Annotated in this window: 22 protein-coding genes and 1 pseudogene; 16 read left to right on the forward strand and 7 right to left on the reverse strand. The window is 59.0% G+C overall.

All coding sequences use genetic code 11. The features are described 5' to 3' along the window. Nucleotides 1–53 precede the first annotated feature (53 nt). From CAG46_RS16080 to CAG46_RS16120, 9 genes are all read left to right on the forward strand, one after another. The gene (locus tag CAG46_RS16080) at nucleotides 54–440 is read left to right on the forward strand and encodes a MerR family transcriptional regulator (protein WP_085616193.1); all 387 of its coding nucleotides are present in this window, start codon (nucleotides 54–56) and stop codon (nucleotides 438–440) included. Between the two features lie 92 nt (nucleotides 441–532). After that, the gene (locus tag CAG46_RS16085) at nucleotides 533–1,057 is read left to right on the forward strand and encodes an RNA polymerase sigma factor (RefSeq protein ID WP_085616195.1); all 525 of its coding nucleotides are present in this window, start codon (nucleotides 533–535) and stop codon (nucleotides 1,055–1,057) included. Then, entirely contained in the window at nucleotides 1,054–1,890 is an 837-nt protein-coding gene (locus CAG46_RS16090) for a FecR family protein (RefSeq protein WP_085616197.1), read from the forward strand. The genes CAG46_RS16085 and CAG46_RS16090 overlap by 4 nt, the downstream gene beginning before the upstream one ends. 77 nt (nucleotides 1,891–1,967) lie before the next feature. Beyond that, nucleotides 1,968–4,406 carry a TonB-dependent receptor gene (locus CAG46_RS16095; protein ID WP_085616199.1) on the forward strand — a complete coding sequence of 813 codons (2,439 nt, stop codon included), beginning with the start codon at nucleotides 1,968–1,970 and terminating at the stop codon, nucleotides 4,404–4,406. 273 nt (nucleotides 4,407–4,679) lie between these two features. Next, on the forward strand, nucleotides 4,680–5,225 hold the full coding sequence (locus CAG46_RS16100; RefSeq protein ID WP_085616201.1) for a GNAT family N-acetyltransferase: 546 nt from the start codon (nucleotides 4,680–4,682) through the stop codon (nucleotides 5,223–5,225). 70 nt (nucleotides 5,226–5,295) lie between these two features. Further along, a complete protein-coding gene (locus CAG46_RS28770; RefSeq protein ID WP_218191806.1) occupies nucleotides 5,296–6,282 on the forward strand; it encodes a GNAT family N-acetyltransferase in 987 nt (328 codons plus the stop codon). Between the two features lie 136 nt (nucleotides 6,283–6,418). After that, nucleotides 6,419–7,498, forward strand: a complete 1,080-nt coding sequence (locus CAG46_RS16110; protein WP_085616205.1) for a DUF3592 domain-containing protein — start codon at nucleotides 6,419–6,421, stop codon at nucleotides 7,496–7,498. A gap of 183 nt (nucleotides 7,499–7,681) precedes the next feature. Continuing rightward, on the forward strand, nucleotides 7,682–8,167 hold the full coding sequence (locus CAG46_RS16115; protein ID WP_085616207.1) for a DUF2165 domain-containing protein: 486 nt from the start codon (nucleotides 7,682–7,684) through the stop codon (nucleotides 8,165–8,167). Nucleotides 8,168–8,209: 42 nt separating this feature from the next. After that, nucleotides 8,210–8,926 carry an SDR family oxidoreductase gene (locus tag CAG46_RS16120; protein WP_085616209.1) on the forward strand — a complete coding sequence of 239 codons (717 nt, stop codon included), beginning with the start codon at nucleotides 8,210–8,212 and terminating at the stop codon, nucleotides 8,924–8,926. 22 nt (nucleotides 8,927–8,948) lie between these two features. On the opposite strand, the gene CAG46_RS16125 is transcribed toward CAG46_RS16120, so the two are convergent. Both CAG46_RS16125 and CAG46_RS16130 read right to left on the reverse strand, forming a co-directional pair. Further along, the gene (locus tag CAG46_RS16125; protein WP_085616211.1) at nucleotides 8,949–9,953 is read right to left on the reverse strand and encodes an AraC family transcriptional regulator; all 1,005 of its coding nucleotides are present in this window, start codon (nucleotides 9,951–9,953) and stop codon (nucleotides 8,949–8,951) included. Between the two features lie 78 nt (nucleotides 9,954–10,031). Continuing rightward, complete coding sequence (locus tag CAG46_RS16130) at nucleotides 10,032–10,814, reverse strand: SDR family oxidoreductase (RefSeq protein ID WP_075045483.1); 783 nt, start codon at nucleotides 10,812–10,814, stop codon at nucleotides 10,032–10,034. 247 nt (nucleotides 10,815–11,061) lie between these two features. On the opposite strand from CAG46_RS16130, the gene CAG46_RS16135 reads away from it, so the two are divergent. Then, nucleotides 11,062–11,568: a GNAT family N-acetyltransferase gene (locus CAG46_RS16135; protein WP_025339481.1), complete on the forward strand. Its 507-nt coding sequence runs from the start codon at nucleotides 11,062–11,064 to the stop codon at nucleotides 11,566–11,568. Between the two features lie 276 nt (nucleotides 11,569–11,844). On the opposite strand, the gene CAG46_RS16140 is transcribed toward CAG46_RS16135, so the two are convergent. Together CAG46_RS16140 and CAG46_RS16145 are read right to left on the reverse strand one after the other, a co-directional pair. Next, a complete protein-coding gene (locus CAG46_RS16140; RefSeq protein WP_085616213.1) occupies nucleotides 11,845–12,465 on the reverse strand; it encodes a tyrosine-type recombinase/integrase in 621 nt (206 codons plus the stop codon). Nucleotides 12,466–12,691: 226 nt separating this feature from the next. Then, a complete protein-coding gene (locus CAG46_RS16145) occupies nucleotides 12,692–12,982 on the reverse strand; it encodes a YceK/YidQ family lipoprotein (RefSeq protein ID WP_075046995.1) in 291 nt (96 codons plus the stop codon). Nucleotides 12,983–13,133: 151 nt separating this feature from the next. On the opposite strand from CAG46_RS16145, the gene CAG46_RS16150 reads away from it, so the two are divergent. Then, nucleotides 13,134–14,126, forward strand: coding sequence for a hypothetical protein (locus CAG46_RS16150; RefSeq protein ID WP_085616216.1), 993 nt, complete (start codon nucleotides 13,134–13,136; stop codon nucleotides 14,124–14,126). Between the two features lie 64 nt (nucleotides 14,127–14,190). On the opposite strand, the gene CAG46_RS16155 is transcribed toward CAG46_RS16150, so the two are convergent. Continuing rightward, a complete protein-coding gene (locus tag CAG46_RS16155; RefSeq protein ID WP_075045479.1) occupies nucleotides 14,191–14,526 on the reverse strand; it encodes a hypothetical protein in 336 nt (111 codons plus the stop codon). 239 nt (nucleotides 14,527–14,765) lie between these two features. Here CAG46_RS16155 and CAG46_RS16160 point away from each other — a divergent pair, with 239 nt between their 5' ends. The 5 genes and pseudogenes from CAG46_RS16160 (at nucleotide 14,766) to CAG46_RS16180 (ending at nucleotide 17,908) form a co-directional block, all read left to right on the forward strand. Further along, the gene (locus tag CAG46_RS16160) at nucleotides 14,766–15,071 is read left to right on the forward strand and encodes an NIPSNAP family protein (protein ID WP_075045476.1); all 306 of its coding nucleotides are present in this window, start codon (nucleotides 14,766–14,768) and stop codon (nucleotides 15,069–15,071) included. A 62-nt stretch (nucleotides 15,072–15,133) separates the two neighbouring features. Then, nucleotides 15,134–15,241: pseudogene (locus CAG46_RS29110) on the forward strand (transposase domain-containing protein); the annotation flags it as partial. A 96-nt stretch (nucleotides 15,242–15,337) separates the two neighbouring features. Then, nucleotides 15,338–16,186: a hypothetical protein gene (locus tag CAG46_RS16165; RefSeq protein ID WP_085616218.1), complete on the forward strand. Its 849-nt coding sequence runs from the start codon at nucleotides 15,338–15,340 to the stop codon at nucleotides 16,184–16,186. 310 nt (nucleotides 16,187–16,496) lie between these two features. Beyond that, nucleotides 16,497–16,949, forward strand: coding sequence for a hypothetical protein (locus CAG46_RS16175; protein ID WP_085616220.1), 453 nt, complete (start codon nucleotides 16,497–16,499; stop codon nucleotides 16,947–16,949). Nucleotides 16,950–17,167: 218 nt separating this feature from the next. After that, nucleotides 17,168–17,908, forward strand: a complete 741-nt coding sequence (locus CAG46_RS16180; protein ID WP_085616222.1) for a hypothetical protein — start codon at nucleotides 17,168–17,170, stop codon at nucleotides 17,906–17,908. A gap of 588 nt (nucleotides 17,909–18,496) precedes the next feature. Here CAG46_RS16180 and CAG46_RS16185 read toward each other — a convergent pair. Both CAG46_RS16185 and CAG46_RS16190 read right to left on the reverse strand, forming a co-directional pair. Beyond that, a complete protein-coding gene (locus CAG46_RS16185; protein WP_085616224.1) occupies nucleotides 18,497–19,873 on the reverse strand; it encodes an efflux transporter outer membrane subunit in 1,377 nt (458 codons plus the stop codon). Next, nucleotides 19,873–23,004, reverse strand: coding sequence for an efflux RND transporter permease subunit (locus tag CAG46_RS16190; protein WP_085616226.1), 3,132 nt, complete (start codon nucleotides 23,002–23,004; stop codon nucleotides 19,873–19,875). Before CAG46_RS16190 ends, CAG46_RS16185 begins: the two co-directional genes overlap by 1 nt. Between the last annotated feature and the right edge of the window lie 3 nt (nucleotides 23,005–23,007).

The raw sequence follows: 23,007 nt of genomic DNA on the forward strand, positions 1-23,007 counted from the left end.
GATTGGCGCAGGCTAAGGTGTAGAGCGTACTCTACAGTCAAGGAATTTTTACTGTGAATGTTGGAGAGTTGGAGCGCCGCAGTGGCGTCGGCCGCCATACATTGCGTTATTACGAGCAACTCGGGCTTATCGTGGCCCATCGCCAAGCCAACAACTACCGTAGCTACAGCGACCAGACCGTTGTTGATCTGGCCTTTATTCAAAGCGCCCAGAGCGGCGGCTTCTCGCTCGCCGAGATCGGCGACATCCTTGCGGCCAAGCGGGGTAATACGATCGATTGCGCGCAAGGCGCGATGTTGGTAGCCAGCAAGATGGCCGACATTCAAGCGAAGATCACCACGCTGCAAGCCGCCTATGTCCTTCTGGAAGCGGAGCGTGCAAAGCTTGAAGCCAGTGCCATTGCCAACGGGCTGACCATTCCTCACCTTCCTGCGATTTAGCGTGGATCGACGCCGTAGCTTGTTTATTCGCAATTATTTCTCATTTACACTTGTGTCTTGTTTCGGGGCCTACCTCTTATTCAGGATGCATCGTGTCGTTCGATCCCGCCAAACCGACGCTGCTGTCTACATTGGTACGTCACTATGACGATCTGGTGGACCACATTCGCCGACGCTTCGGCGACAGAAGCATGGCGCGCGATGTAGTGCATGACGTGTGCGTGCAGTTGCTTGAGCGCGGTGAGAAAGACGACGTCCGAACCCCACTGGCCTTGCTACGAAAAATCTCCCACGACACCGCCGTGAGTCGCTATCGTAGCGATCGCCGCCGAGGCGCCTGGGTAGAGGCTATCTCCGAGCTGCCTGAGGTGGCCTGCCTGGCAGCCACCCCGATGACCAGGTATGACAGCGAGCGCGAGTTTCAACTGCTCGTCGACGCTATCACAGACCTCCCACCTCGCTGTCAGGCTGTTTTTGTCATGCACAAGATTCACGAAATCCCCCAGGCAGAAGTAGCCGTTCGCCTCGGTATCTCCATCAAGACAGTGGAAAAGCACCTGCGCCTGGGATTGGCGGCGTGCAGGCAACGGCTTGGGCGCGATGAGGTGCATCCATGACCAAGCAGCCCGAACAGGCGCCACTGGACGAGGCTCTGGGGCGACATCGTGAAGAGCTCAAGCAGCTGTTCCCCATGCCGCCGTCCAGGCCTGCGCCCTCGAAAGCGGTAAAGTCGGCAGGTATCACGCTAGCGCTTGCGATCGCCTTTGCAGCCCTGGCGTGGCTGAACCCGGCCTACAAGAGCGAGCGTTTCGCTACCGCCATTGGTGAGCGGCGCGCTGTGCTGCTGAGCGATGGAAGCAAGCTGCTGCTCGACAGTGGCACGCATGTCGATATCAGTTGGCGTCTGCTCAGCCGCGAAGTCGACCTGCGCGCAGGGCAGGCGCTTTTCGATGTGTCCTCGGCCGTGTACCGTCCCTTCGTGGTGTCCGCTGGCCTGGCGAAAGTCGAGGTGCTCGGTACGCTGTTCAATGTTCGCCGCCTGGATAACGACGCGGTGCGTGTGTCCTTGGCCCGTGGGCGCGTGGACGTCACCGCGGCGGCTGCAGCACAAGCGCCTGTCACCCTCAGGCCAGGGCAACAGGTCGACGCGATTGGCGGGCAACTGATGCCGGTTGCGAAGGCTGACGCCTCCAGGGCGATGGTATGGAAAGATGATCGCATCGTGTTCGAGCAGACGCCGCTGGATGAAGCGGTGTCGTTGCTGCGCCTCTATCGCAAGGCCCCCATCAAGCTGAGCGACCCAAGCCTGGCCGCACTCAAGGTGACGGGGGTGTTCGAGGCGCACAATGTCGACCTGCTACTGGACCTGCTGCCAAGCATCCTGCCCGTCGCCGTGCTGCGAGAAGGGGATGGCAGCGTCCGGATTCAACCCAAATCGACAAGAAAATAATTCTCAGGCGCAGGTAGGGTTTCTCGATCCCCATGGCGGCTACTGGAAAAGCCCAACCATAAAAAGGAACTCGAGAAGTGCATTTTCCCCTCCGCAGTCGCCAACTACGCCTGTCATTGCTCGCCAGTAGCCTGCTCATCGCAATGTCGGCCCAGGGCCGGGAAAAGGTGAACGTCGATCTCCCCGCCGCGCCGCTGGGCGAGGCCATCAACGCGCTCGCACAGCAGTCTTCGGTGCAGATCATCTTTGCCAGCGATCTCGGTGCAGGCCAAAAGGCGCCTGCGGTGAAGGGGCGGTTCACACCTGAGGAAGCACTTCAAACGCTTCTCAAGGACAGTGGCTTGCAGGTACAGGCCAAGGATGAGCGCACGTTCGTCATCGTCGCGCAGGGTGCCCCTGCATCCAGCCCCGCAACCCACAGCGTGCCCGTGGAAATGGCGCAGATGGAAATCACCGCCTCGCGCACCAGCAGCAGCCTGGTTTCCGCAACGCGGCAATCCACCGTTCTGGAGCATGAACAACTGCAGGAGCTGCGCCAGGGTTCAGAGAGCCTGGCCACGGTACTCGCCAAGGCGATTCCGGGCATGTCCGACTCCAGCCGCACCGTCACCGAGTATGGCCAGACCCTGCGCGGGCGCAGCATGCTGGTCATGGTCGACGGGGTGCCGCTCAATACCAACCGCGACTCTTCGCGCAACCTGGCCAACATCGACCCGGCACTGATCGAACGGGTCGAAGTCATCCGCGGCAGCAGCGCCATCTACGGCAGCGGCGCCACGGGGGGCATCATCTCCATCACCACACGGCCTGCTGGTGGCGAAAACCGTGCCGAAACCAGCCTGAGCGCCACCTCGCCACTCACCCGCCTGGGCAGCGATGGCCTGGGGGGGCAGTTCCAGCAGTATTTCGCAGGCTCTCAGGGCGCGGTGGACTACTCGTTCGACTTCGGTACCCGCCACATTGGTGCCTCGTACGATGCGCATGGCGACCGGATCGCCCCGGAGCCCAGTCAAGGCGACCTGTTCGATTCGAACATCTACAACATTGGCGGCAAGCTGGGGCTGCACATCGACGAGAACCAGCGAATCCAGCTTGCAGTCAGCCACTACGACGCCCGCCAGGACACAGACTACGCTACAGACCCAAGCGTCGCGAAACTCCCCGCAGGCTCTGTGCCGGCCAATGCCATCAAGGGCCTGGACCTCGACGAGCAGAACCGCATTCGCAACACGCTGGTGAACCTGGAGTACGAGAATCTCGACATTCTCGGAAGCCGGCTTTCTGCCCAGATGTACTACCGGGACTACTTCACCCGCTTTACCCCGTTCGACGCCCGGGCCGTTGCTACCCGCGGCGGCAACATCGATCAGATCATGCAGAACAGTGAAGTCTTCGGCAGCCGCCTGACCCTGCGCACGCCACTTGGCGACAGCGGCAGTACCGAGTTGGTGTGGGGTGGCGACTATAACCAGGAGCGCAGCGACATGCCGCTCGACGTCTTCGACCCGGCGGCTTATGACGCCAGTGGCGGCCTGGTATTCGACAAGACCGGCAAGCTCACCTACATGCCCCCGCTGAGGACGCGAAGCGCCGGAGCGTTCGCCCAGCTGCAGCATCGCTTCGACGAGCATTGGTCTATCGACGGCGGCCTGCGCTACGAATACTCCACCGCCGAGTTCGATGACTTCGTCCCGTTGTCTGAATCCACGGCTGCCTCCCCGGTGGCGGTGAAGGGTGGCGACATTCATTACGATGCGGTGCTGTCGAACCTGGGCATCGTCTACTCACCGGTACTCGGCCAGGAAATCTACGCCTCTTTCAGCCAGGGCTTCCAATTGCCCGATGTGGGCATTCAGTTGCGCAATGCGCGCCGTGGTTTTGACATCGACGCATCGAACCTGGAACCGGTCAAGACCAACAACTATGAGCTTGGCTGGCGAGGAGAGCTGGGCAGCAACACCCTCGGCACCTTGGCGCTGTTCTACACCACCTCCAAGCTGGGGGATGTGCAAAGTTTCAACAATGGCCTGATTCTGACCCGCACCAAGGAGCGCATCTACGGCGCTGAAGCCAGTGCCGATTGGCTATCGGACGATGCGGTGTGGGGCGCAGGGGGGAGTGCGACCTGGATGCGCGGGCGAGAAAAGCCGGACGGCAAAGGCTGGCAAGACATGACCGGCTATCGCGTTCCGCCGCTGAAGCTGACCGCCTACGTGCAATACAAGCCGACCCTGGATTGGAGCAACCGCTTGCAAGCCACGTTCTTCGACGCCAAGGACTACAGGCTCGATGGCGTGGACAGCTTTGGTCGACATCAGGTGAGCAGCTATACGACAGTCGACCTGGTCAGCCAGTACCAGATCACCACTGACGACAAGGTGAGCGTCGGCATCCAGAACCTGTTCAACCGCGACTACTACCCGCTCTACAGCCAATTGCTGCGCAATAACAACAACACCAGCCACTTGCCGGCACCCGGCACTGTGTTGACTGCCAGCTATACGCACAATTGGTAAGGTGCTGAGCAATCACCGGGCCGGTATCGAGCCCGGTGGTCATTTACATGTTTCGCTCTACCAGGCATGAGGAAGGTGGAGCGGGCTATCTATATTGGGCAGATAGCGCTCAGCGCCAATGCTGTCGGCCTGGGGACAGTGTTCAGACAGTTTGCGTTGCTGCTGTACAGGACAAGCCTGAGGGCTACCCGCTGAAAGCGGCAGTTGATCGTTGCATGCCTGGTGGCATGGCAGGTGCAGTAACTGTGTTGAATACTTTTGAGGCCTGATCACATGGAACCCGTCAGCCTGCTACCCAAGCTCCTTGTTCGCAAGCCCGTCAGCGCTGATGCCGCTGCCATTGCCATCCTTCATATCCGCAGTTGGCAGAGCGCCTATGAAGGGCTGTTGTCGAGCCGTTACCTGAGCGCCCTGGACAGCAGTGTGGAACGCCGTGTGGGTTTCCTGAGGCAGGCAATCGAGTCTGGCAATCCTTCCATTCGCGTAGCCGAATTGAATGGGCAGGTGGTTGGCTGGGTTTCCTTCGGCCCTAGCCGCGATCTGGACGCTGTGGATTGCACTGCCGAACTGATGGCGATCTATTTGGCCCCGACCTTCTGGGCGCATGGCATAGGTACGGCTCTGTGGGCAGAGGCCCTGCAGGCGATAAGGAACAATGGGTATCAGCAGGTCTGCGCATGGGTACTTGATGGCAACGAGCGCGCCAAACGCTTTTACCTCAAGCACGGTTTCACTGCGCAAGCTGCAAGCCAGCGCGTCTTTGAAGAGAACAGTGAGCCACTTGCGATAACCCGCTTTGGCTTGATGCTCGAACCCTGACGAGGCTTTTTCGCTCTGCGTGCTTCAGGCCAAATGGCACGAACGAATGGCGAATCGAAGGAGAGCGCACATGGACTTGCTCATTGCTCCGGCAGCCCCTGAGGACCTGGCAGGCATCGCGGCCGTGACGGTGAAGGCCTGGCAGACAACGTTTCAGGGCATCCTGCCGGATGCGTTTCTGGCCGGGTTGACCATCGAGGCTCAGCAACAACGGCATCAGGCCCTGTTCGCCGTTAGTGGAGTGAGCTACCACGTGGCCAAGGTAGCGGGCGAGATCGTCGGCTTCTGCTCGGGAGGGCCGAACCGAAGCCCGGGGTTCGGGGAGGCTAACGAGCTCTATGGTCTTTATCTGCTGCCGCATTGGCAAGGACAGGGCGTTGGGCGCCAGCTGCTGCTGGCCGTGGCGATGCAGCTGCAAGCGCCGGGCCGGCAAGGTTTGCTCGCCTGGGTGCTGACGGATAACCCGAATCGGTACTTCTACCGACGCTGCGGTGGCCGGGAAGCGTCTGTACGGTCCATTGAACTGGCAGGGCAATCACGGCCGCTGACGGGTTATCGTTGGTCGTCTGCCCCTCCAGCCGATACCCGAGTGTTCAATCCAGACTATTACCTTGAAACGCTCGGTGGGCGCGTGTTCAGCCAATCGCGCAACGCCGACGCTTGGCGGCTCACCCTGCTGGCGCTGGAGGCTGCGCTAACGCGCAGTGGCCCGAAAGCGCGATTGCTGTTGGTCGTGGGCATGCAAGCTGCGGGGAAAACCACCTGGATCGAGCAGCATCGTGGGGCAGAGGATGATAACGGCTGCCTGTATTTCGATGCAGCACTGCCGCGGCGCGTGCATCGTGCACCAATTCTGGCGTTGGCCGCGCGCGTTGGCGTGCCGGTCTCGGCGGTCTGGGTTCGTGCCTCGGTGGAGCAGGCACTGGCACGCAATGCGTTACGCCGCGCGGATCATCAAGTGCCGCGGGAGAGTATCGAGGCAGTTGCGGCTGCGTTCGAGCCGCCTTGCAGGTCAGAGGGGTTTGTCGAGGTTATCGAATCAAAGTCGCGCTGGTAAGCGGCAGAGCTCGGCCAAGAGCGGAAGTGCGGGAAGTTGCATTGCATTCGAGTATTCATGGACTAACCTCAGGGGGACTTGCTGCCAAGGTGTCATCTTCCGACCGGCCGCCATTTGACGTTGGTCAAGGAGCCTTATGAAGACGTTTTTGCTAAAGGCGGTCCTGTTCGTTGTTTTATTTATCTTTGCCTTGCTCTGCCTACTCGCGTGTCTTAATTTGTACAAGGAAGTAGATGAGACGAAGACTTGGTGGAAATTGAACGCCACTGTCGCAACTGCCTCCATTTCCGAGCAGGTGCACAGTAAGGGTACAACCTATTGCGCTCTGGTAAATGTGACCTTCGAGTTGGACGGACAGCAATATACGTATCCTCTCGAAACATCAAATCGGCCCTGCAGGAGCAGCCTGGAGTCGGTTGAAAGATCAATTGCAACATTCAGGGAAGGAAAAGTGATCGGGGTTCTTGTCGATCCAGCAAAGCCGGGCAGGGTCAAGCCTGGGTCTCTCTCACTAGGTGGAGCCTTCTACCTTGTCACCGTCTTGGGCGCGCTAGCCTCTATTGGGGCTGTCGCTATTCTGAGGTCTTCTGTCAGGAACTCTGTCAGGAAACCTGCCAGGAAACCTGCCAGGAAACCGGTCAGGTTGACTCAATCAGAAAGCGTTTCACAATCAGCCTTGAGCAAGAAAGAGGTTCAGAAAAAAGTTCGCGAGTTACTCGGCGCCAACATTGCAAAGTCGGAAGTGTTCTCACAACTCTCAGGGCAAGGTGTGAAAGACAGTCAACTTGCCTACTTTATCGCCTCGTATGCAGATCCTGTTCGCTGTGACGAGCATGATCGCAAGGTCAATATTCTCATTACAATCATGCTTGTTCAGGCTTTGATTGGATTTATTCTGGGAATGACTCTAGGCGCCGGGATCGGGCCAGCGGCCAAATGGATTGTGAGTATCTCAATGATCTTGATCCCCTTGCTCTGGGTCTGGGGGTTCTACAACCATCGCGTCGTTGCCTACAACGCGTACATACTCCTTGCGCTACCCCAATTCCCAACCACCCTTGCTGGGTTTGCATCCAATCCGGCAACAACCACTGTCTCATTGGTTATCAGTATTGTTATGCTGGCTTTTGTCTGGTACGTCCGAGGAAAAATCTTTCCGGACTTCGCCTTCGTCACCCCCAGGAAAGTCAAAGGCAAGTACTTCTTTACGGACTGACCCGTCATGCTGACGGAACTGTCCGAATGGCGGTCCAGGTCTGTGAGTTCAATGTTCAGTGGCTCGAGGACCTCGACCGGTTATTCGGATCCCGACGGTATTGACCTCAGGTTAAGTTTAGGTTCTAGAGTGTCGTCCGGACTCTCTCGCTACTTCCGGAAACGAACTCACAAAGGACCAGGAATGGACACTCCGACCTCACTGCTGATTTTCCAGATCACCTGCTGCATTGGCTTGAGCCTGTGGCTGAGTATCAGCCTGATCAACAACCTGCATGCCTTTGCCAGTTCGGCCGGGGCGATCGGGGCAACCATGTCGATGGCGCCGCTGGCCCAACCGCCCGCAATCAGCCTCCCACTGCTGGGGCGAGCGATGACTTCTCCCTCCCTCCATCGCCTGGCCCTGTCGATCATCGTGCTGATACAGGCAGCCGCGGCCCTCACGGCCTGGGTCGGGTGCTATGAACTGGTGCTTGGCGCCGGCCTGGAGGCTTCATTGCCCTGGTTGAACCTGGCCTTGAGCGCAACGCTCGGGTTCCTGCTTGCGATGCTGCTGGGCGGGATATGGTTCGGCTACTGGATCCGTCAGGAAGGGTTGCAACTGACCCATCTGCTGCTGATGGTCTGGGTCCTGCTGCACTTCGTTGTACTCAATGCCCGGTGGAGTTGATCGGTCGATGGATACTTGCAGGATGCCAGGAAGGAGCAACAGATGAAGACGATGATCGTAGGCGCCAGCAGAGGGTTGGGCCGTGCCTTGCTCGAAGGGCTCGGCAAGCCAGGGGACACGCTGATCGGCGTATCCCGCAAACAGCCGGTCGACCTGGCCCTTGCCTCGGGCATCGATCTGCACTGGATCGATGCCGACCTTGCCAAGCCAACGGCAGCTGTCGCACAGATCGCGGATCGGACACCTGCCGATCTGGATGTCCTGATCTGCAACGTCGGCATCTGGGAAGAACACGCCTTCAGCGAGCACTACGCATTCCTCGACGACAGCGACGAATCGATCACCAGGCTGGTCGAGGTGAACATCACCGCCACGCTGCTTCTGCTCAAGCGGCTGGTGCCGAAGTTGCTGGGTGCGCCCCGGCCGCAGTTGATCCTCACCGGTTCGACCTCGGCCCTTCGCCAGAGCGGGCGCCCGGAGGTGGCGTTCGGTGCCTCCAAGTTCGCCCTCAACGGCATGGCTGATGCGCTACGCGAAGGCTTCAGGGATGACAACCTGGCGGTGACCGTGCTTCAACTGGGTTACCTGAATACCGACGACTCCCTGAGCACGCCATTGGCGCAAGCCGCAGCACGAGGCGAACGGCGCCAGGTACCGGTGCATGATGTGGTCACCATGGTCGACGCGCTGTTGCGCTTGTCCGAGGCTTCGTTCGTAAGGGAGCTGATCTTGCCGGCGATCGGCGATGAGCGCTTCTGACGCCAAAGCTGCCATTCAGCACTCACGTTTGGTGGCTGTGCTGCCTCCGGTACTCGCCCGGTGTCATGCCTGTCCAGGCTTTGAAGGCGCGCAGGAAAGAATTGGCATCCATGAACCCGATCAGGAACGCAATTTCTCCTGGGGACAGGGTTGAGCGAGACAGGTAATGGCAAGCCAGGCCCTGACGCGTGTCATTGAGTATCTCCTGATAGTTCAGCGCCTCGTCTGCAAGATGACGCTGGAGTGAGCGCTTGCTCATCGCCAGACGACTGGAGACATCATGGATGCTGCTCCGCCCGCTCGGCAGCATATCGAGCAGCGCGCTGTGTACTCGTTCTTGGGTGGTGGCGCCGGCTTCGAGCTTTGAAAGCCGCGTCCGGAGTTCCGGCTCGAAGAATTGCCACATGGCAACGTTCTCGGTAAGGAAGGGGCGCGCAGCATCTTCTTTGGAGAAGCGAATACGATTGCAGTCGCCTTGTCGCAAGCTACATCCCAGGAACTCTTCGCACGGTTTTGCTGGTTCGGGCAGCGCAACCAGCTCTGCCTCCAGCGGGGCGATCGTTTGCCTTGTGGCGAGGCGCGCCAGGTGGGTAAGGAAAACCAGTTCCATCGCAAGGAGGCTGCGCGGGAGCGGACGGTCGTATCCGTAGCACTCGATAAAAACCTCGGTATAAGCGTCGTGGAAGACCACATCCAGTGCCAAGGGACCACACAGACGCTTGTACTCGGCAAGCCGGGTGAGCGCTACGTTGAAGTCCGGGCTGCACAGGCAAGCAAAAAGAGCCGGATCGAAGGCTTCGACTGAAACGGCACCACCGAGTCGCAGTGGTAGATGCGACTCTCCGACCAGCTGCTCAAGGCTTTCGAAAAGTCGAAAATACTCAGGTGGCGAGAGCACGGAGTCCTTGCGGCTGAATAGATCAGCCGGTAGCTCGGCCAAGGCCAGCAGGTCCCCAGGCGCTACTCCCAAATCAGCAATGATCACCTTCCACCCAGCATGCACGGCGAAGTTCTTGGCTTGTTTCATTATCGAGGCATCTCTTTGCAGCGCATTGCCTTGGCACGCAAGTCAGCAAGGCGAACGGGTAGGGCTTCTCTGGCGTTCTCAGGATGCCTTTTCCATTGCCTTGCGGGACATCCTGAGCACCAGTTTGCGAGGCAACAGCGGAACAATCCAGTCGAGCATGACGCGCAACTTGCCTTCATTGAACGCAACCAGTTCACCGCGCTCCATGGCCTGGTAACCGCATTGCGCCACGGATTGTGCCGTCCTGGCATTGTTCCAGGCATCCACACCCTGCAGATCACCTGCGGCGACGAAACCTGTTGCGACCGCGCCAGGGCACAGCGCAGTGGCGGTTACACCGTATTCCCGGGTTTCCTCGGCGATAGCCTGGGTGAAGGATGTCACGAATGCCTTGGTGGCGTAGTAAACCGCCTGCAGGGGGCCTGGTATGAACGAGGCGGTCGACGAGACGTTGAGAATACGCCCGCGTCGACGCAACACCATCGCCTTCAGATAATGATGGGTCAGAGCGGTAAGCGCGGCCATGTTCACTTGCATCATGGCTAGATCGGCAGCGATGTCGCGTTCGACGAACTTCCCGTGGCCACCGAACCCGGCGTTGTTGATCAGAACGTCGATGGACAACCCCAATGCTTCGGTGGCAGCGAATACCCGATCTGCTGCGCCAGGATCGGCCAGGTCTTCCACGATTACATACACTTTCACGCCGTATCGAGTCTGAAGTTCGTGCTTGATGGACTCCAGCTTGTCACGCGAGCGCGCTACCAGGACGACATCGCCACGCTTGGCCGCATGGAGGCGTGCCAGTTCCAGTCCGATGCCACCCGAGGCGCCAGTGATCAATGCGGTGTCAGTAACCATGTTTTCTCCTTGCTTGGTGCAATACGTTTGGGCAAGGAGATGCTACGGTGCGGGTTTGGGGATGGCACTAGCACAAGATGCCATGGCTAATTCCGATTGCGCCAAGCTGTGGTTCGCGCAACGCGAGCCAAGCGTTATCCATTACTTTCGACTGCTTTCTAGCCGAAGCAGACATCAGGTGTAGCCGCAGTCGAGCCGCAGCTGGCATGCTTGTTGATCGCTAGCGGGAAGACGCAGGGAGTCTACGATGGAACGGTCTTGCATTACTTATTACCTGGAAATGACCTCGGCTTCCGAGCTGCAGGAAAAACCACAGCGTCACGACCTTCAGATCATCGAATGTGAAGTGCCTCAGGCGGAATTCAATCGGTTTCTCTACAAGCTGGTAGGAACGCCCTGGGAGTGGGGCGATCTTGATAGCTGGAGCAGTTCCGAATGGCAGGCACTCGTTGAACAGGAGTGCCACCGTACCTGGGTTGCCTATCACCGCGGCGCGATAGCCGGCTATTACGAGCTTTATCGCCCCGATGGCTGTAACTGCGAAATCCGCTACTTCGGGTTGGCACCGCAGTTTCTCGGGTGTGGCTTCGGCGGGGCACTCTTGAGTCACGCTGTTCGATCTGCGTGGGAATGGCAAGGTACAGAACGGGTGTGGGTACACACATGCACGTTCGACCATCCTGCCGCGCTTGGAAATTATCAGGCGCGCGGATTTCGTGTTTTCAAGCAGGAGGAGACGCAGCCAAGCCAATGAGCGCTGGGACCAGGCTGCGAAAGCTCGCCATGGAAGAAGGCGGCCGTTCACGAGTGGCCGTTTTCGACCCCTTGCTGCCGGTGAGCCGAACAGCAATCTCTGTGGGAGCGGGCGCGCCCGCGAAGAATCAAACGCGGAGACTGGCACCGGCTGCGCCGGTGTTCGCGGGCACGCCCGCTCCCACAGAGTGCGCATGGCACTCACGACATCAGTTTTTTTCAGCGTCTGCTTTGGGTCGGTTAGCGACGGTCTGCCCTCGACCGTCGCTTTGGATGGTCAGACCTCCGTCTGCTCTGCCATCTCCAAGGCATCGTCGACCTCAATCCCCAGATATCTGACGATGCTTTCAAGCTTCGTATGGCCAAGCAAGAGTTGGACTGCCCTCAGATTCTTGGTTCTACGATAGATCAACGACGCCTTTGTTCTTCGCAGCGTGTGGGTGCCGTACAGCGCTGGATCAAGGCTAATGGCTGTCACCCAGGCTTTCACTATTCGAGCGTATTGCCTGGTGGAGAGATGAGCTGAACCGTGTAGCCAACTTGGAAACAGACAGTCCTCGCTACGGAGATGAGCCTGGTGCATCCAGGCTTCCAAAGCCATACGGGTTTGCTCGGTGATCTCAAATTGCACTGGATGGTGAGTTTTCTGCTGCATCACGATCGCTCGTGACGACAAATGCTCTCCATGGGCTACGTCCCGTACACGAAGCTTGGTTAAGTCGCAGGCTCGCAGCTTGCTGTCGATTGCCAAGTTGAACAACGCCAGATCCCTGGATTTCTCCGCGATCTGGAGCCTTACCCGGATGGCCCAGATATCTCTGAGTCGGAGCGGGGCTTTCTGCCCGACTAGCTTTCCCTTGTTCCATGGGCGATGGGTGTAGATAGCAGCGGTTTTCATGTGTTCTCCTCCGCGTTAGAGGAGGACAAGGGTGAACTCGATGCGATGGACGGTCGCTAACCGACCCGTTGCTGCCGGTGAGCCGAACAGCAATCTTTGGGGGAGAGACTGTCTTACTCAACTTTCGAAAGCAGGCTCGATCCGTGTGGGAGCGGGGTTCACCCGCGAAGCAGGCAACGCGTAGGATGGCACGGGCTTCGCCCGTGTTCGCGATTAAAGGGGCTGATTACATAATGACGTTCAACCCACCTTTGATCACGCATTCGCTTCGGTCGCCACCCATGCTATCAGGTAGAAAGGCCGTAAGGTCGTAGGGCAGCAAGAGGGTGTCCAGCGCAAAAGAAAACGGCGTATCGATCAGAAATGGCCAACTGCTCAATGTGTCTGGGTGATTTGCCCAGGCCCAGGATGCACGTGTGCCGTGATAAACGCAGCGTTCCCCACTCATGTGGCCAATAGTGCTGAAGCAGCCGCCTAGAGATAACACGATTACAAGCAGCAGAATTTTTGCAAGCATACATTCCCTTGTGATTTGGTTGTCGTCCGTGGCGATGAAGCTCAATCGGGGCGCACTGGCAGCATACATCCGATTTCAAGAGCCGGGCGTGGTGCATCAGTGTGAGCTGGTTTATTCTGCGCGGCCTGCATCAGGACTCACAAGGACGTCCATGATTCCTGTCGATATGCCGCTCATGTTGCTCGGCTACATGATCTACATCTTTTCCGAAGTTTTTCTCTGGCTTTTCATCGCCGGCCTGATCGCCCTGCTGATTCCGCGAAGCCGTCGTTATATGGTGGCGCGGCGCTGGAGGTTCGGTTTGTTGCTGATGTTGCTGGCAGGCGGCAGTGTGCCTTACATCGAGTCCACCAACAGCCTCTGGCAGGATTGGCGTTCGCACAATCCCCGTCTCAAACACGAGGAAGTGCTCGGTGACCTGGTGCTTCCGGCTGGTACGCAGGTCCACCTGCAAAACCTGGAGCCTTTCAATGACCTGTCCGGCGATCCCGTGCCCTATGGCATGCAGAGCCTGGATCATGCTGATTTCGACCGCACGCCAGGTAACATCATGGGCATGCCTGTGCGCCGTCTGAAACTGGCGCAGGGCCACGGTTTCGCGACGGTCGAGACGCTGTCGGCCCATGACCTGGCAGGATGGAAATGTGCGCCAGGGGAGGTAGAGTTCCGCTTTCCATTCGGTGCTCATTTCATGTTTTCCAAGTGGAAAATGCACCAATGCACGCTGGCGCCAGGTACCGAGCTGGGCGGTATTGTCTGGCCTGGCCCGGTAGAGGTGTTCTCAAGTACCACGGGTTGGGAGGCTAGGTCCGAGCAAAGCCCGGTCAAGCTACTGGGGATCGAACTGCGCTCACTGAGCATGATGCTGGATCGCCCATATGGGGACGGGCGCTGGTGGCGAGGCTCCGCAAACCAGCCCTTCAACTTCGGCGCTATTCACTATCCGGCCGATATCCAGGTCAGCTTTGATCAGGGCCAGATGCTGTTTAGCCTGCCACCGGACGCACAAGCTCAGGATCGACGTACTGGAACGCTCATCGAGGGCGGGCAGACGGTGGTGCAGAGCATGGCCGGTGGGGTGCTAGGAATACGTACCAACGACTCTATGGGAGTTTATTTCCCTGACGAACTCATCGTGCGCTGAGGCTGAATGAACTCAGGCGGGTCGCAGAGAGTGCCTCCGTTTTAGGCAGCACTCACTTGAGTTATCAGCAGCGCCGCCATAGGTAGGCGCCGCTCAAGGCAAAGCAGCCGGCCACCAGAAACGTCCATAGATTCAGCCAGCTAAGAACTACAAGCGTATCGGACACGCCCGATGCGTTGCTGCCGCTTATCCCGGCGCCACTAATGCCCAAGATGACCAATCCTACCAGCGGTGCAGTGATCAGGTAGAGCCAGCCAAGAAAGAGAAGTCGCCGCCGCGTCAGAAAGGCCCGAATGTCCTGGGATCGCCGCTTCATGCCGAAGATCTTGCACGGCAATGTGATAAGTGTCCCGATGGCGTAAAGCCACATGCCAAGAAGCACGATTGCTACACAGTCCATAGTGTTTATTTCTCCTGGGGCTACCGTGAGGGGCTGGCATCGGGATTCGTTTACCACGAGTGGCAGCTATGGGTCGTTAGCAGCCATCCGCGACCGACCGCTATCGACCCTTTGCAGCCATTCTAGGTACCAAACCAAGAGCGACTAAAGAATCACATCCGCACGTGAGCGATCGCCTTTGCTCTTGACCCGTCGTCGTCGCCCCCTAAAATGGCGATCCCAAATCAAGGAACGATTTCATGATCACCTGTCATGTCCGGTACATCATCGACCCCTATCAGATCAATGCGTTCGAACGCTATTCCCGCTCTTGGATTCCAGTAGTAACCCGAATGGGTGGCCAGCATCACGGCTACTTCCTACCGGCTGAAGGAGCAAATAACGTCGCGTATTGCCTCTTTAGCTTCTCCGGCCTTGCCGACTACGAACGATATCGGCAAGAAGCCGCAGTCGATCCTGAATGTTTACGTTTGGTTGAGGAAGCGTCCGAATTGAAGTTCATCGTGAGCTACGAGAGAACCTTCCTTCGCCCTTTGCTTGCGTGATGCTCAGGCAACCTCAGCGTCATGCGTATTGAGTCGGTCTGGACTAACACCGTCACGTCCATGCGAGTTTCAATGGGTCGAGCCGCGCCCCCTATGCGTGGCTGAGCTACGCACTGAAACAGTTGCCGCATGCGTCAACAGTTGGTGACTTCGAAGCGTTGTTGCCGTGAAACTGTAAGCCAGTAATGCCACGGTAAACTAATAGCTCACCTTGTGGGCAGGTGGGGTTCATAAATTGGTTAGATATTTTAAGTAAGGACACAAGCATGACCAAGTACAAACTCATCCTGCTCCTGCTGGCGACTGCGGCAATGGCGGGCTGTGTAACCACCGAGCAGATGCCGGACGGCACCACCAAGATTCGCTTTTCGGACGAGGCTGTCAGTTCTCTGACCTCGATGATGCCTAATGCCCTTGTGACCGGGGTTGCGGGTGGTGCAGGTGGGGAGGCGGTCAACCTTATCCCCACTATAAGCCCGCTGGGGACCGGTGAGCCACTGTACCTCAATGGGCAGTTCGAGCTGCAATGCGCATCCGCTTTGCTTTACAGCGCAAAGTCTGGTCGGCCGCTGGACGCGCAGATCAGCAACAGGTGCCGCTCCAGCTACTTCTTGCGCCAGGAGCAGCTCAGGATGGCGGGCAAGTCCTATGATCGAGGAGCGCCAGCATATGATCCTTCAAATCCGCCAAATGAGTACTGGTCCAAAGTGGTGAGTCGCACGGTAAACCAGTTGGCGGCTAAGGATAAGTTCACTGCACGGTTTGCCGGCTACCCGCGGATCGAGAGCGGTGGTGGCATCACGATTTCCGTACGTTTGCTGGGGGAATCCCAGGGGACTTACGCTGCATTGGCGACCACGCCAGCGCGTACGCCGGTTGTTCTGGATGATGCGGGGTTCGAGCTGGGTATGCGCCAGCGTGCGGCACGTGTCGGTAACCAGGTCGTGGATGCTATCGCGTGCGATGCGGTGCTCGCATATAGCAAAACTGTTGATAAAGGGCCCAGGCCATCGAGCATTGATGCAAGTTCGTACACGCGCTATGAGGTATTGTTCACGGTTGCATCCATGGGGTGCAAGGACAGCACCCGGCAGTTCAAGACTGCTTCGCGATAGCGCTTGAATTCACCGGCTGTTGTCGGTTTTGTGCCTGCATTTCTGGCTAGGGGTTCATGTTCCAGATGTCGTCTGCGGCTGACTCGATGATCCCTGTGGTGGGTATATCGGCAGCGTTCAGCCAGTCTTGGCTGACGTCAGCCTGCTGTGCGGCACTTTAGTGGGCAAACTCGCGAGCCAGGATGGAGCCCTCGACCGACGTTACGAGCGCTGGGTAAGCCTGGCCGTACTCGCCCAGCACGGGCTGCATGTGTTCAACTGCAATTTTTCGACATTCATTTTCATGAGCTGAACTGCTCTGGTGCCCTTCATGCAAGATGATGAAAATACCTGCCACGACTCAGGTGCCGAGATGGAATTGCCGGATGGCGTTTTTCCGCCGATGTCTGGCTATACCCACGAAGATCTGTCTGCGGTTGCCCAGATTGCTACTCAGGCTTTCCTGGAAGCGCAGGGTGTTGACCCTGGCCTGATTCGAGAAACCATCATTGCACTGGTCTCTCATCTGTACGCCAAGTTCGAAAAGCAGGGTGTCGAGTTCCAGATCGCGACGTGGTATGAGAAACCGTATGACAACCTGGACAGGCGTAAGCGCTGCGTCACCAGCATGGCTGAAGAGTTCGGAGTGCTTGCACTGCATGCTTCGGCGGACGCTTTGCGAGGCTCGCCACTCATGGCCAGGGGGCGTGAGTTCTGGGAACCACTCATCGACCAGGCCGGGTTTGCAATACGTGAGCACATTCTGAAGTTGAATGCGGACTGATCCGACGTATGTTCATAGGGACACGGCATGAGTGATTCATTGCACGTCACGGCGCACTTAGATGGTACTGGCAGCAACAAGGACATGGCCAGCCCAAGGCTACCCACACCAATGCTGCCCGATTCCGAGCGCTGTACGACGCTGACATTAATCCGCCACCCTGTGCCAGACTTCGCCGGTGGGCATGCTAACGACAGTCGGATCAAAGGAGGTGGCAGATGGATCACAACTGGGGTGCGGGCAGGCGCGGTGGCGGCCTGGATGGCGGTTATACCGGGTCCCTGGACCATGCGATCTCCAACTTGCATGTCGGGCGCAGCCAGGGGCGGCAAGAAGGGCGCAAGGAGGGTTTCTATGAAGGGCATTCCCACGGCTACTCGCAAGGCTGGGATGCGGGGGCGGCGTGCGCCAATGAAAAACTGGAGCCGCTGAGGGGGCATCTACGGCAGTATTTCGAGGAGGCAGTGCAGCTCAGGGCCGTTGTCGAGCGCCAGGAGACAATGATTGACCTGATGTACCAACAACTCTCCCAAGTCGCGAAAGCGGGCAAGCACGCCGAGGGCGGACAGACGACTGGAATGTCAAAAGCGTTTGAGGCGTTGCAGAGCACCAATGACCTGTTGCAGGCAAGGGTTGAGGTCATGGATGAGCATTATGCAGCAGCGCTCGAGCAATCCAGGCTGCGAGACCAGCAGTACAAGCGCAGCTTGGTGTTCATGCAAGCAATGCAAGGGGTTCTTGAAGAACTTGTCGCCAACGATACCCCCGAGGCACTGCACATCCGGCAGCGTTTTGTTGAGCGTTACCAGGATCAGGTTGCCCAGGGTTTACGAGGCGGGAATATCCAGATTGCCCCGGAACTGGACGAGGTATTCCAGAAACTATTGCCCGAGACCCAGCAATTCATTTTGAGGATGCAGCATTCCGTCGCCCCGGGGCAGGATGCTGACGGCCCCTAACCAATGCTTTAGGCCCTCAGGCAGGGGCAGCACTTATCGAGGGTCTTCGGGCGCCCGACACGTGCCTTCTATCACGCCCTGCCGCGGCGTGGAGAAATTACAGCTCTCGCCTTCATGGCGACTGGCGCACGAACGCTAAGCAGAGATTGGCTGTCGACGTTCCCAATACCACACCTTGATGCGATTGCGAGCTTTATTGAGGAAGACGACGAGTAGGGCAGGCAGTTGTTGGTGAGTTGGTGCTGTATTATAGCCTCTGATGAATGCCCGCAATGGGTCGAAAGCAGCCGGTCGTGGGTGACCGTTTTCGACCCAAAGCGAACACTGATCCAAAGCTCTGTAGTCAGTGCAGGCCTCATCGCCGGCAAGCCGGCTCCCACAGGAATATCACCAGCCTTCAGGCATGCGCTGTACTTGTGGGAGCCGCGCTTGCCGGCGATGGGCCGCGAAGCGGCCCCGATTACAGATGTCCGCTTCGAGTCGATAGCTGGATGGGCGGGGCTGAAAATTGGCCGCCTACACATTGCTCTTTCTGAACGATGTCGAGAGCAGATGGGGGCATCATCGGGCTTGTATCAACTGGATTTTTCACCGTTTGCCCCATTCGCCACCAAGTGTTTTGTACAAGGTCACCCGGTTGGTCTGTTCTGTCAGTTTCAGGTTGATCAGCGACTGCTGCGCCGAATACAAAGAGCGCTGGGCGTCGAGTACGTCCATAAAGCTTTCCGAGCCTTCCTTGTATAGGGCCAACGAGAGCTGATAAGCGGTGTCGGTAGCGTCGGTCAGGCTGCGCTGGGCATCAAGGCGCTCATTGATATGACCACGCACTGACAGCGCATCGGCCACTTCGCTGAACGCGGTCTGGATCGTCTTCTCGTAGGTCGCCACTTCGATTTTGCTGTTGACCTTGGCTGCATCCAGACTGGCCCGATTGCTGCCTGCGTTGAAGATCGGCAGGTTGATCGAGGGGGCGAAGCTCCATGCGCCACTGCCGTCTTTGAACAACCCGGACAGCTCGCTGCTGGCGGTGCCGCCGCTGGCGGTAAGGGTAATGCTCGGGAAAAACGCAGCCCGAGCCGCGCCGATATCAGCATTGGCCGCCTTCAGTGAATGCTCAGCGGCCAAAACGTCCGGGCGACGCTGCAGCAGGCTCGAGGGCAGGCCCTGCGGCACGCCCACCAGCAGTGTGGTATCGAATGGCTGGTCGCCTGGCAGCAGCGTGTCGCTCAGGCGTTCGCCGACCAGCAGTTCGAGGGCGTTACGGTCCTGCTCGACCTGGCTGGCATAATTGGCCGCATCGGCCCGGGCGGACTCGACTGTACTGCGCGCTTGCGCCAGGCTCACCCCGGACTCGCCGCCCAGTCCATGGCTCTGCTGCACCAGAGTGTAGGTTTTCTGCTGGCTGGCATAGGTGTCATTTGCCAGCTTGAGCAGTTGCTGGTCGGCGGCCAGGGTCATCCAGGCCGTCGCGACCTCGGCTACCAGACTGAGCTGCGTGCTGCGGCGAGTTTGCTCCAGCGAAAGGTACTGCTCCAGCGCAGCATCCTTGAGGTTACCCATGCGGCCAAACAGGTCCAGCTCATAGCTGCTGACGCCCAGGCCGACGCTGTACTGGCTGCTGACCGCCGAGCTGCCGTTGGTCACGCTGCGCTGTCGGGTACCTTCGGCAGTTGCCGAAACTGCCGGAAACAGCTCGGCGCGCTGGATGCGGTACTGCGCCCGCTGGTATTCGACATTCAATGCGGCCACGCGCAGGTCGCGGTTGTTGGTCAACGCCAGCGCCACGGTATCGCGTAGGCGGGCATCGGTGAACAGCGATTTCCAGTTGATATCGGCGCTCGTGGTGCTTGCGCTGGTGGCGGCTGGCCACTGCTCGGCTACCGGTGCTGCCGGGCGCTGGTAGTCGGGTGCGAGGTTTACGCAGCCAGTAAGAACCAGCGCCAGCAACAAGGGGGACAGACGCATCACGCTTCTCCTGCAACAGTATCGACAGTGCTGGCGCCTCGGCCGGCCAAGCGCTGCACAAGGGCATAAAACAACGGGATGAAGAACAGGCCAAGCAGGGTGGCGGCGAGCATGCCACCCAGCACGCCGGTGCCAATTGCTTTTCGTCCACCGGCCCCGGCGCCGCTGCTCAGTGCCAGCGGCAGTACGCCAAGGATGAATGCCAGCGAGGTCATCAGTACTGGCCGCAGGCGAATGCGCACGGCCTCCAGGATGGCAGTGATGAGGTCCTGGCCGCGCTCGTATCCTTCTTTGGCGAACTCGACGATCAGAATGGCGTTTTTCGCCGTCAAACCCACCGTGGTCAGCAACCCGACCTGGAAGTAGACATCGTTGGCCAGGCCGCGCAGGCCCGTCAGCAGCAGCGCGCCAAGGATCCCCACCGGCACCACCAGCATCACCGCAAAGGGCACCGACCAGCTTTCGTACAGCGCCGCCAGGCACAGGAACACGAACATGATCGAGATGGCATACAGCAGGGGGGCTTGGGTACCCGCCATACGTTCCTGGTATGACTGCCCAGCCCAGGCGTAGCCGATACCGTCAGGCAATTGCGCCATGATCTGCTCGACTGCCGTCATGGCCTCGCCGGAGCTCACGCCACTGGCCGGCTCACCTACCAGTTCGTACGAGCCGAAGCCATTGAAGCGCTCCAGTAACGGCGAAGCGGTGCTCCATGAGGTGTTGGTGAATGCCGACAACGGCACCATGGCATCACTGTCGTTGCGCACATACCAGGCGCCGATATCCTCTGCCAGCATGCGCTTGTCGGCCTCGCCCTGCAGGTAGACTTTCTTCACCCGGCCGGCGTCGACGAAGTCGTTAACGTAACTGCCGCCCATCACGGTGCTGAGGGTGTCATTGATATCGCTGGCTGAAACACCCATGGCACCGGCCTTGCGGTCGTCGATGGCGACGTTCAGCTGGGGCGTGTCTTCCAGCCCCTGAGCACGAACGTTGGCCAGGCGCGCGTCTTTGGCCGCCAAGGTAAGGAACTGATCGCGGGCCTTGAGCAGCTCGGCGTGACCGAGGCCAGCCAGGTCCTGCAACCGCACATCGAAGCCTGAGCTCTGCCCCAAGCCTTGGATAGCCGGTGGGGCTATGACGAACACATTGGCATCGAGGATCTTTGCCAGCGCCATGTTGGCCCTTCGTGCCACCGCTGTGGCGCTGTGTTCGTCGCCCTGGCGTTCGCTCCAGTCCTTGAGTTTGATGAAGGCTCGCCCCGAATTCTGTGCGTTACCGCCGGTACCCAGGCCGCGCACAGTGAGGATCGACGCCACCTCCGGTTGTTGCAGTATGTATTCCTGAACCTGGCGGTTGACCGCTTGCAAGCGCTCGTCGGTGCCGCCCACCGGCAGGGTCATCTGCATCATCAGCATGCCCTGGTCTTCCTCAGGCAGAAAAGCCGTGGGCAGTTTCTCGAACATCAGCGCCACGCCACCCAGCAGCAGTACGTAGACCAGCAGGCCGCGCAGCGGACGCGCAAGTACATTGCCGACACCGCGCTGGTAGCGCTGTGAGGTACGGTCGAAGGTACGGTTGAACCAGCCGAAGAAGCCACGCTGCGTTGTACCGTGGGCCGTCACCGGCTTGAGCAGGGTGGCACAGAGGGCCGGGGTCAGGGTCATCGCCACCAGGACAGACAAGGCCATGGCTGCTACCAGGGTTACCGAAAACTGACGGTAGATGATCCCGGTTGAGCCGCCGAAGAAGGCCATCGGGATGAATACTGCCGAGAGCACCACGGCAATACCGATCAACGCGCCGCTGATCTCGCCCATCGACTGGCGGGTCGCCTCACGCGGCGACAGGCCTTTTTCGGTCATGATGCGCTCGACGTTCTCCACCACCACGATGGCATCGTCAACCAACAAGCCGATCGCCAGCACCATGCCGAACATGGTCAACGTGTTGATCGAGTAGCCGAGCATCGCCAATACGCCGAAGGTGCCGAGCAAAACCACTGGTACGGCAATGGCGGGGATCAGCGTGGCGCGCAGGTTCTGCATGAACAGGTACATGATCAGCACCACCAGGGCGATGGCTTCGAACAGGGTCTTGACCACCTCCTCGATGGAAATCTTCACGAACGGCGCGGTGTTGTAGGCCACCTCGCTACGCAGTTGCAGCTTGCTAGGGAAGAACTGCTCCAGTTCGGCCAACTTGGCTTGCACCGCTTCAGAAACGTCCAGCGCGTTGGCACCGGTGGCCAGGCTCACCGCAAGGCCGCCGGAAGGCCGGCCATTGTGCTCGGCGACCACGTCGTAGCTTTCGCTGCCCAGCTCTACCCGGGCCACGTCGGCCAGAGTCACCATAGCGCCGGCACTGTTGGACTTGAGAACCAGGTCGCGGAACTGCGCGGCGGTCTGTAGCTTGCTGCGGGCGTTGATGGTGGCGTTGAGCTGCTGGCCGGCGCGGGCAGGCAGAGTGCCCAACTGGCCGGCCGAGGTGTCGACGTTCTGCGCTTCCAGCGCGCCGCTGATGTCCGAGGGCATCAGCGCGAATTGCTTGAGCTTGTCCGGGTCGAGCCAGATGCGCATGGCGTAGCTCGAACCGAGGGTGGTCACATCGCCGACGCCGCTGACCCGGCTGATCTGGTCATACAAGGTGCTGGAGATGAAGTCACTGATGTCGGTGGCGGTCACATCAGGGCTGTCCGATACCAGGGATACGATGATGAGGAAGTCGCTGGCCGAATTGTTGATCTGGATACCCTGCTGCTGCACGGTATCGGGCAGGCGCGCCTTGGCCTGCTCCAGCTTGGTCTGCACCTGCATTTGCGCAGTATTTACATCCGTGCCGGCCTCGAATGTCAGGGTGATTTTGGCGCTGCCGGACGAGCTGCTGGTGGAGGACATGTAGGTGAGGCCGTCGAGGCCGGTCATCTGCTGTTCGATGACCTGGGTCACCGAATCTTCCATTGTCTTGGCCGACGCGCCTGTGTAGGTGGCGTTGAGGCTGATCTGCGGCGGGGCGATGTTGGGATACTGCGCCAGCGGCAGTTCGAAGATGGCCAGGCCACCGCCAAGCATGATCAGGATGGCGATGACCCAGGCGAAGATTGGCCGGTCGATGAAAAAACGTGCCATGGG

It is taken from the genome of Pseudomonas sp. B23(2017) (assembly GCF_002113725.1).
GTDB lineage: Bacteria > Pseudomonadota > Gammaproteobacteria > Pseudomonadales > Pseudomonadaceae > Aquipseudomonas > Aquipseudomonas putida_Z.